This is a genomic window from Nocardioides sp. YR527, assembly GCF_900101045.1.
GTDB lineage: Bacteria > Actinomycetota > Actinomycetes > Propionibacteriales > Nocardioidaceae > Nocardioides.
Genome location: NZ_FNFN01000002.1, coordinates 618,081 through 632,649, shown reverse-complemented (window position 1 = coordinate 632,649; position 14,569 = coordinate 618,081). Strand labels below are relative to the sequence as shown.

Below are 14,569 nucleotides of genomic sequence, written 5' to 3'. Positions count from 1 at the left end.
CCGGAGTCCAGGACCGCGAAGCGGCCGGCGAAGCCGGCGCCCGCAGGGCGTCCTTGACGCCGGACCAGATCGAGAACACCCTCCAGAAAGGGTCGGCGGCCCACGGTCCCCCGAAGAAACAGTCCCCGACGACCGCCAGAACGAACTCAACAAGGTCGAAACACCACGACCAGACCCGGAACCCGACCGTGTTGGTCTCGACACGCTCGCTGGCGCTCGCGGCTCGACCAGCGGGGCGGGCGGCTCGACCAGCGAGGGCTCGACCAGCGAGGGGCAGCGAGAGGCAGCGAGATGTGAAGCGAACCACATAGGACGCTCACAGCCTCAACGAAAGGCTCCCACAGACCCGCGCTCGACCGTGGTCAGCATGACCCAACTCTTCGACCCTCCCACGGCGAGATCGGCGCCAGAGCCGACACCGCCGGCGGCGAAACCACGATGGCGCCCGGAACGCGCGTCCCTGATTATTCTGCTGACTCTCACAGCCGTGGCGTACCTGTGGACGCTGTCCGAGTCCGGATATGCCAATCAGTATTACTCTGCCGCCGCACAGGCCGGCGGTGAGAGCTGGAAGGCGTGGTTCTTCGGGGCGCTCGATGCGAGCAGCTCGATCACGGTCGACAAGCCGCCGGCGTCGCTGTGGGTGATGGGCCTGTCCGTACGCCTCTTCGGTCTGTCCTCGTGGAGCATCCTGGTCCCGCAGGCACTGATGGGCGTGGCCACGGTCGGCCTCGTCCACGCGATGGTGAAGAAGGTCGCGCCGTGGCAGGCGGCGATTGCGGCGGGAGCGTTCACGGCGCTGACCCCGGCGGCGGCGCTGATGTTCCGGTTCAACAACCCGGACGCACTGCTGCTCCTGCTGCTGGTGGGTGCCGGGTTCTCGACGCTCAAGGCGATCGAGACCGGCAAGGCGCGGTGGATGGTGCTGGCCGGTGCGTTGCTCGGTTTCGGGTTCCTGACCAAGATGCTGCAGGCGTTCCTGATCATCCCGGCGATCGCGGTCGTCTACCTGATCGCGGGCAAGGGCTCGTTCGGCAGGAGGATGACCCACGGCATCGCCTGCTTCGTCGCGATGGTCGTGAGTGCCGGTTGGTACATCGCGATCGTCGAGTTCATCCCGGAGTCCTGGCGCCCCTACATCGACGGCTCGACCGGCAACTCGCTCCTCGAGCTGACCCTCGGCTACAACGGCGTCGGCCGGCTCAACGGCGGCGACTACGGTGGCCTCGGCAACGCTGGGTTCTCCAGCGCCGCCGGGATCCTGCGCCTCTTCCAGGGTGTCTCCGGCGGGATGGTCTCCTGGCTGCTCCCCACTGCGCTGCTCTTCCTCGTCACCGGCCTGATCGCGCTGCGCGGGGCGCCGCGTACGGACCTGACCCGTGCCGCCCTGATGCTCAGCGGGGCCACGATGCTCGTCACCGGCCTGGTCTTCTCCTTCATGGAGGGCATCTACCACGACTACTACGTGGTCGCGTTGGCCCCGTGGATCGCGATCACCGCGGTCGTCGGTGCCGTGATCATGTGGCGTGACCGCGACGGCCTCTTCGCCCGGATCACCCTGGCGGTCGCGATGGCCGGCAGCGCCGTGTGGGGCTGGGTGCTGCTCGGGCAGTCGGGCGAGCAGCCGTACGAGGCGCTGCGCTGGCCCGTCCTGATCATCGGCCTCGGCGTTGCCGCCGCCTTCGTCTTCGCGGACAGGCTCACCCGCCGAGCCGCAGGGGCGGTCCTCGCGGCGGCAGCCGTCACTCTGGGTGTCGGGCCCGCTGCGTACGCGATCCAGACGATCGGGACCGCTCACACCGGCTCGATCGTGACGGCCGGGCCGTACGAGGGCGGCGGCATGGGCGGAATGGGCGGTGGTCGTCCCGGTGGTGCCGGCGGTGGTCCCGGCGGTCAGGCCCAGAACGGCACCCCGCCGACCGGCCAGATGCCCGGCGGAACCACAGGCGGCACCACTGGCCAGACCCCGCAGATGCCCGGCGGCAACGGTGGCGGCAACGGTGGGGGTCCCGGCGGTGGCCGCGGCGGAATGATGGGCGGCGGCGAGGTCGACGAGGAGCTCGCCGAGGCGGTGAGCACCAACGCCGGCAACTACACCTGGGTGGCCGCGACGATCGGCTCCCAGACCGCGGCCGGCCTCCAGCTCGAGACCGGCGAGGCCGTGATGGCGATCGGCGGCTTCAACGGCACCTCGAACAGCATCACGCTCGAGCAGTTCCAGGAGTACGTCGCCAACGGCGAGATCCACTACTTCATCGCCGGCGGCGGGATGGGCGGCATGAGAGGCGCAGGAGACAGCAGCGACGAGACCTCCAGCGCCTCCGAGATCAGCGCCTGGGTGACGGAGAACTTCACCCAGACCACGATCGGCAGCTCCACGGTCTACGACCTGACCGAGGAGGCGGAATGACCGCGGGGACGGCACTCTCCAGCGGGATGTGGGTGGTCGACGAGAAGCGGCTGCTGACGGCGATCGACCTGGTGATCCCGGTCCACAACGAGGAGAAGGGCCTGGAGGAGTCCGTACGCCACCTCGACGGCTACCTGCGCACCTTGCCCTACTCCACGACGATCACGATCGCCGACAACGCCAGTATCGACGGCACCTGGGAGATCGCGGAGCGGCTCGCGACCGAGATCACCCGGGTCCGTGCGATCCATCTCGACGAGAAGGGCCGGGGAAGAGCGCTCAAAGCGGCCTGGTCCACGTCACGGGCGGAGGTGGTCGGCTACATGGACGTCGATCTCTCCACCGATCTGCGTGCCCTGCCACCACTGCTCGCCCCGCTGCTGTCGGGCCACTCCGATGTCGCGATCGGGTCGCGCCTGGCCCGCGGCAGCCGGATCGAGCGGGGCCCGAAGCGGGACTTCCTGTCCAAGGGCTACAACCTGCTGCTGCGCGGGGTCCTCTCCGCGGAGTTCACCGACGCGCAGTGCGGCTTCAAGGCGATCCGCCGTGACGTGGCCGAGAAGCTGCTCCCGCTGGTCGAGGACGACAGCTGGTTCTTCGACACCGAGCTGCTCGTCCTGGCCTCCGAGGCCGGGCTGCGCGTGCACGAGGTGCCGGTGGACTGGGTCGACGACCCGGACTCGCGCGTGGACATCGTCAAGACCGTCAAGGAGGACCTGGCCGGCATCAGGAGACTGCTGTTCGGGCTGGTCAGCGGCCGGATCGACCTCAGCGGCGTACGCCCTCCCGGGCCCGTCCGGAGCCCGAGCCTGGCGGCTCAGGTGATCCGGTTCGGCGCGATCGGGGTGTTGAGCACGCTGGTGTACCTGCTCCTCTACGTCCTGCTCCGCACCACCGTCGGCGCGCAGGCGGCGAATCTGGTCGCGCTCCTGGTGACCGCGGTCGCCAACACCGCGGCCAACCGCCGGCTGACCTTCGGGATCACCGTGCGGCAGGGCGCGGTCAAGCATCACGTGGCCGGGCTGGCCGCCTTCGGGGTCGGGCTCGCGCTGACCTCGGGATCGCTCGCGCTCCTCCACCTCGCCGCGCCCACCCCGGCCCGGGCGGTCGAGATCGTGGCCCTGGTGGCCGCCAACGCCGCGGCCACGCTGATCCGCTTCATCGCGCTCAGGTGGGTGATGAGTCCGCGCGGGTGAGTCGCTGGGTGCCGATGACGCGGAGCAGCTCGAGCTTCTCGGCGGCATCGGTGCCCTCGAGCGGGAAGTAGGCGAGCAGCTTCACGTCGGCCTCCTCGGTGAGCAGGACCTCGCAGCGCACCGAGACCGGGCCGACCTCGGGATGGACAAACGTCTTCACGTCGGCACGCCGCACCGCCACCTGGTGCCGCTCCCAGAGCCCACGGAACTCCTCGCTCGCCCCGAGGAGGTCGTGCACGAGCGAGGTGATGTCCGGTTCGCCGGCCCTACGGGCGTACGTCGCGCGCAGATCCATCACGTGGTTGGCGGAGAGCCGGTCCCAGTCATCCGGCGGCGCCGGCCGCAGCTCGGGCTTGGTGAACCAGCGCCAGTAGATGTTGCGGTCGCGTCCGGGCTGCTGGGGCAGGGGCGGGATCAGTGCGGTGGCGAGCTCGTTGCTCCAGGCGATCTCGCCGATGTCGGTGCAGATCATCACGGGGATGTCGGTCAGCCGCCGGGCGAGCGCGATCAGCCCCGGACGTACGTAGCCACCGGCGCGACGGGGAGCCGGTGTCATCCCGGCGAGGTAGAAGAGGTGGTCGCGCTCGTCGAGATCGCACTGCAGCGCCCGCGCGATCGCGGAGAGCACCGACTCCGAGGGCGCGGACCCACGCGCCTGCTCCAGCCGGGTGTAGTGGTCGGTCGAGACGCCGGCGAGCGAGGCGACCTCCTCCCGACGGAGTCCGGGCGTACGCCGCCGCAACCCGTCCGGGAGGCCGACATCGGAGGGCCGGAGCAGCTCCCGGCGACGACGCAGGAAGTCGGCGAGCTCATGGCGGTCGATCACACGCTCCATGATCCGTCGGTCGTGACCGGTTATCCAGGGAGAACCTCTCCCTGGATGTGCAGTGCCTTCCGGGCGTCCGGAGTACGCCGCAGGCTGGATCGCATGACGACTTCCGACAAGACTCAGATCAGCAGCCGACAGCTCGGCAAGACCGGCCCCACCGTCACCTCGCCCGCGCTGGGTGGCATGAGCCTCTCCGGCGCCTACGGCGCGGTCGACGACGAGGAGGGCGTACGCGTCATCCACGCCTACCTCGACGCCGGCGGCACCCTGATCGACACCGGTGACTTCTACGGCGCCGGCCACAACGAGATGCTGATCGCCCGGGCGCTGCGCGAGCGCGACCGCGACGACGCGGTGCTCTCGGTGAAGTTCGGCGCCCTGATCACGCCTGCCGGGATGCCGGCCGGATTCGACGGCCGCCCCGAGGCGGTCCGGTCCTTCCTGACCTACTCCCTCCAGCGGCTCGGCACCGACCACATCGACATCTACCGTCCCGCCCGCGTCGACCCGCAGGTCCCGATCGAGGAGACCGTCGGCGCGGTCCAGGAGCTGGTGGAGGCGGGATACGTACGCCACATCGGGCTCAGCGAGGTCAGCGCCGACACCATCCGGCGGGCCGCCGCGGTGGCCCCGATCAGCGACCTGCAGATCGAGTACTCCCTGCTCAGCCGCGGGATCGAGACCAACGGCATCCTCGAGACCTGCCGCGAGCTGGGGATCGGCATCACCGCGTACAGCGTCCTCGGACGGGGCCTGATCGGCGGAAGCGGTGCGCTCGGCGGCTCGCTCGCGATGATGCCGCGCTTCCAGGGCGACAACCTCGACCACAACCGCGCGCTGCTCGTCACCCTGGAGGAGATCGCCACGGCCAAGGGCATCACCCTGGCCCAGCTCGCGATCGCCTGGGTCGCCGCCCGCGGAGAGCACATCGTCCCCGTCATCGGCTCCCGCCGGGTCAGCCAGGTCGAGTCGATGGTCGGTGCCAACGCCGTCACCCTCGACGAGGCCGACCTCGCCCGCATCGACGCCGCCGTGCCCGTCGGCGCCGCCCGCGGAGACCGCTACCCGACCCAGTTCATGGACCAGCTCGACAGCGAGCGACCGGCCGCCGGCTGACGGGCCGGTCAGCCGGCGGGATCCGTCGCGCGCCAGCGCAGCGGATCCTCCTCGGACTCCTCGACGACGTGCGCGGCGAGGCCGACCGTACGACCGACCTGGAAGAACACCTCCGCGGCGGTGTCGGGCAGCTCGCAGGTGACGACGAACGCCGCGAGCGCCCCGTCGATGCTCGGCAGGCGGCCGGTGCGGGAGGCGATCTCGTCCAGATGCGCCAGGGACGGCGCGGAGCCGTCGACGAGCGCGAGCCGGGCGAGGACCGCATCGGCCCGCGGGTCGCCGTCGGGGTGGCGCCAGTGCCCGAAGCCGGTCACCGGGCGCCTCGGGTCGGCCGGCGGGCCGTCCCGCAGCACCGTGAGTGCGGACGGGCCGATGCCGCCGTGCAGCTGCCCGGAGAGCGCGGCGTACCCGGCGACCAGGCAGTCGTACGCCGAGGCCCGGGCCGAGGCCGCGACCCTGGCCGCGACCACCGAGGCCGCCAGGCCGTGGTCGAGGAGTGCGATCAGCGTGGTGTTGAGGGTGGCCACCTCACGTGGGCTCCCCGGGCGTCCGGCGACGGCGGCGAAGACCGCTTCGGGGACCGGCCGGCCCGGCTCCGCCCGGCCACCGAGAGCGACCGGGACGGCGCCGAGCAGCCCCTTGGCGACGCCGGCAGCGGCGGCGGGCTCGACCCGATCGCCGTGGGACCCCGCCCACTGGGCGAGTGCGGGGAGCCGGCGGTTGAGCGGCAGCACGGTCAGGTGCTCCGGCACGTCGACGGTGATCTCAGGAGTCGGCCCCAGGACGAGATCGACCACTTCGTCCCACGGCTCGTCGGCCAGGTCGGCCAGCGGTACGCCGCGCAGGAACAGCTCTCCCTCGCGTACCTCGCTCACGTTCGAGCGGACCGAACGCATCGGCAGCACGCCGAGCGGGGAGCCGGGATGGTGCCGCGTGCTGGCCAGTGCGTCGATCTCGGCCCGGTCGAACAGGCTCTCGCCACCGGCGCGACGCCGGGTGAGCAGGCGCCGGCTGACGTAGGTGTAGAGCGTCGTGCGCTTCACGCCCAGCCGCTGAGCGGCTTCTCTGGTGGTGATCCATTCGGTCACGACGACACTCTCGCCTACGCATCGGCTCCGGCGCCATGTCGACTCGATCGACATCGCGTCGCCCGAGTCCGGCGGGGCACGGTGGGCTCTCGACCCGATCCGGAGGAGACGCCATGCTGCCACTCAACGACCTCACCGACATCCGAGAGAGCTATCGGCTCCACGCCGTCGAGATGTCGACCTCGCCGTGCTTCCAGGCCTGGGCGGAAGGCGTCGCCGACGACCCGGAGGCCCTCCGCGTGCTGGGCGAGCTGCCCACCCTGAAGCAGCAGGCCAACCTCGTCTTCGCGGCGGCCCGATGGCACGGTCTGGAGCCGGGTCCGTACGCGGACCTGCGGGCGCTGCTGCTCGGACCCGAGTGGCCGGCGGTGCGCGAAACGATCCTCGAGCGGCGTACCCAGACCAACGAGGTCGCCCGGATGACCGCCCTGACCCCGGCGCTGGCGATGCTCGGCGAGGAGCCCCTCGCGCTCGTCGAGCTCGGCGCCAGCGCGGGCCTGTGCCTCTACCCGGATCGCTACGACTACGTCTGGACGGGCGCGGGCGAGCTCCGTGGGTCGGGAGGACCGACGCTCCGGATCCCTTCGGTCGGACCCGTCCCGATCCCCGCGGGACCGCCCCGCATCGCCACCCGCGTCGGGATCGACCTCAACCCCCTCGACGTCGCCGACGAGGACGACATGGCCTGGCTCCTCGCCCTGATCTGGCCGGGCCAGGACGAGCGGCGCGACCGACTCTCCGCGGCGATCGAGGTGGCCAGGGCCGAGCCGCCGCAGCTCCTTGCCGGCGACATGCTCGACCGCCTCGACGATGCGCTCGAGATCGCCGCCGCCTCCGGTGGGACGCCGGTGGTCCACCACAGTGCGGCGGTCGCCTACCTCGAGGACAGCGACCGCCGCCGCCTGGAGACCCGGATGCGTACGTTGGTGGCGGCCGGTACGTGCCACTGGATCAGCCTCGAGGGCCCGACCGTGATCCCTTCGCTCGCCGCCACCGCGTCCGCGCCCACCGTCCCTCACCCCGGTCATCGCTTCTGCCTGGCCGTCGACGGACGCGCTGTCGCCTGGTTCCAGGGCCACGGCTCGGCGCTCGAGTGGGTCTCACCGTGAGACCGTGAGGAAGACCACAGGTATTGGACCGATACAACCGGCCAACCCTGGTGTCCACCTGCTGATCTGCCCTACCGTTACCGGCCGGTAACCAGCACGGTGGGGTTCCGGACCGGTGCCGGTCATGAATCGGTCACGCGCTGATCGGCTGACCGGGATCCCACCATGCTGGAGACTGAAGACACTGCGCTGCTAGACCAAGGAGTCGAGGATGCTCATCGGAGTGACCCGAGAGACGAAGCCCGGGGAGACCCGGGTGGCGGCCACCCCCGCGACCGTCAAACAACTGACCGGTCTGGGCTATGACGTCGTCATCGAGGGTGGAGCCGGCGAGGCGTCCAGCTTCAAGGACGAGGCGTACGCCGAGGCAGGCGGCCGTATCGGCACCGACGCCGACGCGTGGGGTGCCGACCTGGTCTTCCGGGTCAACGCGCCCTCCGTCGGCGAGGTCGAGCTGCTGAAGAGCGGCGCCACCCTGGTCGCCCCGCTGGCGCCGGCACAGAGCGCCGAGCTCCTCGACGCGCTGGCCGCCCGCAAGGTCGACGCCTTCGCGATGGACGCGGTGCCGCGCATCTCGCGCGCCCAGTCCATGGACATCCTCTCCAGCCAGGCCAACATCGCGGGCTACCGCGCCGTGGTCGAGGCGGCCCACCACTTCGGCCGTTTCTTCACCGGCCAGGTGACCGCGGCGGGCAAGGTGCCGCCGGCGAAGGTGCTGGTGGCCGGTGCCGGTGTGGCCGGGCTGGCCGCGATCGGCGCGGCGAGCTCGCTGGGCGCGATCGTGCGGGCGACCGACCCTCGTCCGGAGGTCGCCGACCAGGTCAAGTCGCTCGGCGGTGAATACCTGAAGGTGGAGGTCGAGGTCGAGAAGTCGACCGACGGTTACGCGAAGGCGACCTCGGAGGCCTACGACCAGCGCGCCGCGGAGATCTACTCCGAGCAGGCCGAGGACGTCGACATCATCGTGACGACCGCGCTGATCCCGGGCCGTCCGGCGCCGAAGCTGATCACCGCCGCGGACGTGGCCTCCATGAAGTCCGGCTCGGTGATCGTCGACATGGCGGCCGCGATGGGCGGCAACGTGGAGGGCACCGTCAAGGACGAGGTCGTCATCACGCCCAACGGCGTCACGATCATCGGCTACACCGACCTGCCCGCGCGCCTCCCCGCGCAGTCCAGCCAGCTCTACGGCACCAACCTGGTGAACCTGATGAAGCTGGTGACGCCCGAGAAGGACGGCGTACTCGCCCTCGATCTCGAGGACCAGGTCCAGCGCGGCCTGACCGTCGTGCACGACGGTGGCGTGCTCTGGCCGCCCCCGCCGGTGCAGGTCTCCGCGGCTCCGGCCGTCGCCGCGCCCGCCGAGGTCGCGGTCAAGGAGACTCAGAAGCCGCTCTCAGCCGGCGCCAAGCTCGCCCTGGTCGGCACCGGTGCGCTCGCCCTCTTCCTGCTCAACGCGGTCGCCCCGGCCGAGATCACCCGGCACTTCACGGTGCTGACCCTGTCGGTGGTGATCGGGTTCTACGTGATCGGCCATGTGCACCACGCGCTGCACACCCCGCTGATGTCGGTGACGAACGCGATCTCCGGCATCGTCGTCGTGGGCGCCCTGCTGCAGCTCACCGTCGCTGACAACGTGGTGCTCGTGCTCGCGGGCATCGCCACGCTGCTGGCGAGCATCAACATCTTCGGTGGCTTCGCCGTGACCCGCCGCATGCTCTCGATGTTCCGGAAGGCCTGATCATGGATATCTTCTCGATCGCCGGTGCGGCCTACCTCGTCGCCGCCCTCCTCTTCATCCTGTCGCTGGCGGGACTGTCCAAGCACGAGACCGCCTCACAGGGCTGGCTCTACGGCGTCGCGGGCATGACGCTGGCGCTGGTCGCGACCGTCATCCAGGTCGTCGACGGCGGCACCACCACCGCGGTGATCGTCCTGGTCGTCGCCGTCGCCGTCGGTGCGGTCATCGGCCTGTGGCGTGCCAAGGTCGTGGAGATGACCGGCATGCCCGAGCTGATCGCGCTGCTGCACTCCTTCGTCGGTCTGGCCGCCGTCCTGATCGGCTGGAACGGCCACCTCGAGGCCGCGGCCGGCCACGTCCACGGCGGAGCCATCCACTCGGCCGAGGTCTTCATCGGCGTCTTCATCGGTGCGGTCACCTTCACCGGCTCGATCGTCGCCTTCCTCAAGCTCTCCGCGCGGATGAAGTCGGCGCCGCTGATGCTGCCGGGCAAGAACGTCATCAACATCGGCGCCCTGGTCGTCTTCGTGATCCTGACGGTCGTCTACGTCATCAACCCGACGCTCCCGCTGCTGATCGCGGTCACCGTCGTGGCGCTGGCGCTCGGCTGGCACCTGGTCGCCTCCATCGGTGGCGGTGACATGCCGGTCGTGGTCTCGATGCTCAACAGCTACTCCGGATGGGCCGCGGCCGCCTCGGGCTTCCTCCTGGGCAACGACCTGCTGATCGTCACCGGCGCCCTGGTCGGCTCCTCGGGTGCGTACCTCTCCTACATCATGTGCAAGGCGATGAACCGCTCGTTCATCTCGGTCATCGCCGGCGGGTTCGGCATCGAGGCCGGGCCGTCCGGTGACGTCGACTACGGCGAGCACCGCGAGATCAACGCCGAGGACACCGCCGAGCTCCTCGCCGGCGCCTCCTCCGTCGTGATCACCCCGGGCTACGGCATGGCCGTCGCCCAGGCGCAGTACCCGGTCGCGGAGCTCACCCGCATCCTGCGGGACAAGGGCGTGGACGTACGTTTCGGCATCCACCCCGTCGCCGGCCGCCTCCCGGGCCACATGAACGTGCTGCTGGCCGAGGCCAAGGTGCCCTACGACATCGTCCTGGAGATGGACGAGATCAACGACGACCTGGCCGAGACCGACGTCGTCCTGGTCATCGGCGCCAACGACACCGTGAACCCGGCCGCCGCCGAGGACCCCACCTCGCCCATCGCGGGCATGCCCGTCCTGCGGGTCTGGGAGTCCAAGAACGTGGTCGTCTTCAAGCGGTCGATGGCTGCGGGATACGCCGGTGTGCAGAACCCGCTCTTCTTCCGGGAGAACACGCAGATGCTCTTCGGTGACGCCAAGACCAAGGTCGACGAGATCGTCAACGCCCTCGCCCGGGTTCCTGCCTGACCGATCGGCGGGCTGGTGGCGTACAGGATCCTGTACGTCGCCGGCCCCCCGTCATTTCCGGCTCGCTCGCTCGTGCTCTGGAACCTTTGAGACAGTTTGTCGTCCAAGTCGGTAGACATTGCAGAATAGGCGTATGACTGCCGCGAAGCGCGCGCCCCAGCCCGGCGCCGAGGACCTGACCGAGCACCTGCGTGACCGCTGGTCGGTGAGCGTCTTCGACCCGGCGCACGAACTCGCCGACGCCGAGATCAGGCTGCTCCTCGAGGCGGCCCGGTGGGCGCCGAGCGCGGGCAACAGCCAGCCGTGGTCGTTCCTGGTCCTGCCCCGGGGATCGGCAGGCCACGAGACCTTCGTGTCCCACCTCTCGCGCGGCAACTCCGGTTGGGTCCCGCGCGCCTCGGCCGTGTTCGTCGCGATCGCCCAGGTCGGCGTGGGCCCGGACGGCAACGGCCCGAAGTGGTCGGACTACTCCCACTACGACCTCGGCCAGGCGGCGGCGCACCTGACCGTCCAGGCCGCCTCGCTCGGCCTCTCCTCCCACCAGTTCGCCGGGTTCGACCACGATGCCGTGGCAGCCGCCTTCGGCGTACCGGACTGGTGGAAGGTGATGACCGGGATCGCGGTCGGCCTCCATGGAGACCCTGCTCAGGTCGATCCGCACGATGCCGAGCGGGAGGAGCGCGAACGTGTCCGGAGGCCGCTCGAGGAGACGGCTTTCGCCGACAAGTGGGGCACGCCCTGGGCGTGAATGCCCGGGCAGTGCATCCCAGAAGGCCATAAAAAGGACGTACCCGGCGGGGCATCGGTCTAAGGTTCCTGGGTGAAGAACGGTCAGGGAGCAGGTCGGCTCCGGCGCGCAGCGGTAGGTCTGTTCGTGCTGGGGGTGCTGGGCGCCGGGCTGGTGACGACCGCGCCGGCAGCCGTCGCGGCGCCCGACGACGGAGTCGGCGAGTCCTCGCGCACCCGCTACGTGCTCGACGAGAAGGCCCGCACCGTCAAGGTCAAGGCCGAGGTCACGGTCACCAACCAGCAGCCGAGCACGGCCACGACCTACTACTTCCTGACCGGCCACGCGATCCCGATCCCGGCCGGGGCGAAGAAGGTCCGAGCGACCAGCAACGGCGCGAAGCTGCCGGTGAGCACCGAGAAGATCGATGGCACCGGTCTCGAGGTGGTGACGGTGTCCTTCCCGAACCTCTACTACGGCAAGTCACGCACCATCACCTGGACGTACGAGCTGAAGGGTGCCCCGATCCGGGCGAAGAAGAACCACATCCGGATCGGCGAGGGGTACGCCGTCTTCCCCGTGATCGGCCTCGGTGACGACGGGGAGGTGACCGTCGACGTCGTGCTCCCGAAGTCGATGACGTTCACCGCCTCCTCGGGCGACTTCGACAAGCGGACCAAGGGCAAGACGACGACCTGGCACTCCGAAGGCGACTTCGTCGACGCCGGCGTCTCTGCCCGCGACCCGAAGGCATTCGACGAGAAGAAGATCGAGGTCGGCGACACGAAGCTGTCGCTGCAGAGCTTCCCCCAGGACAAGGAGTGGCTCGACTTCGCCGAGAAGCGGGTCACCGAGGGCATGCCGCTGCTGGAGGACCTGACCGGAAACGAGTGGCCGGGCGGGCTGGAGACGGTTCGTGAGGACGGGTCGTCGGAAGCGGTCGGCTACGCCTGGTTCGACTCCGACGCCGACGAGATCGTCGTCTCCGAGGACCTGGACACGGCGATCCTCTACCACGAGATGACCCACGCCTGGATCAACCCCGACATCGTCGAGGGCCGCTGGCTGAGCGAAGGCCTGACCGAGGTCGTCGCCCAGCACGCGACGAAGAAGGTCGGCGCCAAGGGGCAGAAGTACGGCAAGGTGAAGCGTCGCGGCAAGGCCGCGTTCCCTCTGCTGACCTGGGATGCCGCCGGGTGGAGCCAGGAGAAGGATGCGTACGGCTATCCGGCTGCCTACACAGCTGTCTCGGCCATGCTCGCGGACCTCTCCGAGGAGGAGCTGACCCGTGTCGTCGACGACGTCTACGACGGCCGCAGCGGTTACGACGCCGCCGATGACCAGATCACCAGCGGCCCGGTCGACTGGCGCTTCTTCCTCGACATCGTGCAGAAGTACGACACCGACGGCTCCCCGGAGAAGCCGCTGAAGAACTGGGTGCTCACCCGCGCCGAGGCCAAGCAGCTCGAGCCGCGGGCCGAGGCCCGCAAGGCGTACGCCGAGATCGACCGTGTCAACGGCGAGTGGCTGCCGCCGCGGGGGCTCCGTAGCGTCATGGCCGAATGGAGCTTCGAGGACGTGGACGGTCTCGTGGGGCAGATCGGTGAGGCGAACGCCGATGCCGCCACGGTCCAGGCGGCGTCCGAGAAGGCCGGGCTGCCGGTGCCGGCCGCGGTCAAGAACGCCTACGAGGGCGCCAATGACGAGGCTGAGTACCGCGAGCTCGGCACCACCCTTCCCCGCGCCGCCGAGGTGGTCACCGAGGTCGGCGAGGCGACGGCCGAGGTCGAAGGGATGCAGAACCCGCTGACCGAGCTCGGTGAGCTGGTGCTGTTCCTCGACCTGGGCGCGGCCGGCGCCCGCGCCGACCTGGACGACGGCCATCTCGAGGACGCCTCGGCCACCGCGGCCGGGGTGCGCGCCCGGGCCGACTGGGCGCTGGTCGCCGGTCTGGTCGCGCTCCTCCTGCTCGCCGGTGCGGCGTACGCAGCGTTCCGGGTGCTCCGCAGCCCGTGGGCGAAGGGCCGGCGCGAGGCTCGCCGGCTGCGGCGGGCGAACCGCAAGGCCTTCCTCGCCCAGGTCAAGGAGACGAAGAAGGCGGGCGCTCCGTGGGATCGCCCGGCTCCCCCGATGCCGCCGATGCCGCCGACCGGTCCGCCGGGATCAGTCGGTGGCGAGCTCTTCGGCGTACAGAGCGGCCCCTACGGCCCCGGCGGTGTTGAGCAGCTTCGCCGGAATGATCTCGGTGTCCAGGTCGAGCAGCGGCAGGAATTCCGCCGCCTCCTTCGAGACCCCTCCGCCGACCAGGAATAGGTCGGGGGAGAAGAGCATCTCCAGGTGCTGGTAGTACCTCTGCAGCCGCTTGGCCCAGTGCTTCCAGGAGAGCTCCTCGCGCTTGCGGGCGACGTTGGAGGCGCGGGTCTCGGCGTCGTGGCCGTCGAGCTCGAGGTGGCCGAGCTCGGTGTTGGGCACGAGCATGCCGTCGTAGAGGAGCGCCGAGCCGATACCGGTGCCGAGCGTGGTCATGATGACCAGCCCGCGGCGACCCCGCGCGGCGCCGTAGCGGACCTCGGCCAGGCCGGCGGCGTCGGCGTCGTTGACCACGTGCACGTCCCGGCCGGTGGCCGCGGTGAAGATCGCGTCCGCGTCGGCACCGATCCAGGACTTGTCGATGTTCGCGGCTGAGTGGACCACCCCGTGGCGTACGACGCCGGGAACGGTTACGCCGACCTTCCCGTCGTAGTCCGGGAACTGGGCGAGCAGGTCCACGAAGATCTCGGCGATGGCGTCGGGGGTGGAGCGTTCGGGTGTCGGGATGCGCACGCGTTCCTCGGCGAACTCGCCGGTCGCGAGATCGATCGGGGCACCCTTGATGCCCGTGCCGCCGAAGTCGATGCCGAAGGGCAGGCTCGTCGTCATGAGCCCATCCTATTTACAACCGGTGACGTGA

10 protein-coding genes are annotated in these 14,569 nt (G+C 70.2%); 7 read left to right on the top strand and 3 right to left on the bottom strand.

The window, feature by feature from the left end:
* Positions 1-487: 487 nt before the first annotated feature.
* Together BLT25_RS07360 and BLT25_RS07355 are read left to right on the top strand one after the other, a co-directional pair.
* A complete protein-coding gene (locus BLT25_RS07360) occupies positions 488-2,410 on the top strand; it encodes an ArnT family glycosyltransferase (protein ID WP_256328494.1) in 1,923 nt (640 codons plus the stop codon).
* Entirely contained in the window at positions 2,407-3,606 is a 1,200-nt protein-coding gene (locus BLT25_RS07355; protein WP_091043757.1) for a glycosyltransferase, read from the top strand. The genes BLT25_RS07360 and BLT25_RS07355 overlap by 4 nt, the downstream gene beginning before the upstream one ends.
* On the opposite strand, the gene BLT25_RS07350 is transcribed toward BLT25_RS07355, so the two are convergent.
* Complete coding sequence (locus BLT25_RS07350) at positions 3,578-4,441, bottom strand: helix-turn-helix transcriptional regulator (RefSeq protein WP_256328493.1); 864 nt, start codon at positions 4,439-4,441, stop codon at positions 3,578-3,580. The genes BLT25_RS07355 and BLT25_RS07350 overlap by 29 nt on opposite strands.
* A gap of 93 nt (positions 4,442-4,534) precedes the next feature.
* Between BLT25_RS07350 and BLT25_RS07345 the strand changes: the two genes are divergently transcribed.
* Positions 4,535-5,551, top strand: coding sequence for an aldo/keto reductase (locus BLT25_RS07345; RefSeq protein WP_218131259.1), 1,017 nt, complete (start codon positions 4,535-4,537; stop codon positions 5,549-5,551).
* 8 nt (positions 5,552-5,559) lie between these two features.
* Here the strand turns inward: BLT25_RS07345 and BLT25_RS07340 are convergent, their stop codons facing one another.
* Complete coding sequence (locus BLT25_RS07340; RefSeq protein ID WP_176883677.1) at positions 5,560-6,639, bottom strand: citrate synthase; 1,080 nt, start codon at positions 6,637-6,639, stop codon at positions 5,560-5,562.
* Positions 6,640-6,752: 113 nt separating this feature from the next.
* Between BLT25_RS07340 and BLT25_RS07335 the strand changes: the two genes are divergently transcribed.
* The 4 genes from BLT25_RS07335 (at position 6,753) to BLT25_RS07320 (ending at position 11,640) form a co-directional block, all read left to right on the top strand.
* On the top strand, positions 6,753-7,748 hold the full coding sequence (locus tag BLT25_RS07335) for a DUF2332 domain-containing protein (RefSeq protein ID WP_091043753.1): 996 nt from the start codon (positions 6,753-6,755) through the stop codon (positions 7,746-7,748).
* A gap of 211 nt (positions 7,749-7,959) precedes the next feature.
* Complete coding sequence (locus tag BLT25_RS07330; protein WP_091043752.1) at positions 7,960-9,489, top strand: Re/Si-specific NAD(P)(+) transhydrogenase subunit alpha; 1,530 nt, start codon at positions 7,960-7,962, stop codon at positions 9,487-9,489.
* A 2-nt stretch (positions 9,490-9,491) separates the two neighbouring features.
* Entirely contained in the window at positions 9,492-10,892 is a 1,401-nt protein-coding gene (gene pntB / locus BLT25_RS07325) for a Re/Si-specific NAD(P)(+) transhydrogenase subunit beta (RefSeq protein WP_176883676.1), read from the top strand.
* 133 nt (positions 10,893-11,025) lie between these two features.
* Positions 11,026-11,640: a nitroreductase family protein gene (locus tag BLT25_RS07320; protein WP_091043748.1), complete on the top strand. Its 615-nt coding sequence runs from the start codon at positions 11,026-11,028 to the stop codon at positions 11,638-11,640.
* A 2,142-nt stretch (positions 11,641-13,782) separates the two neighbouring features.
* Here BLT25_RS07320 and ppgK read toward each other — a convergent pair.
* Positions 13,783-14,538 carry a polyphosphate--glucose phosphotransferase gene (gene ppgK / locus BLT25_RS07315; protein WP_091043746.1) on the bottom strand — a complete coding sequence of 252 codons (756 nt, stop codon included), beginning with the start codon at positions 14,536-14,538 and terminating at the stop codon, positions 13,783-13,785.
* Between the last annotated feature and the right edge of the window lie 31 nt (positions 14,539-14,569).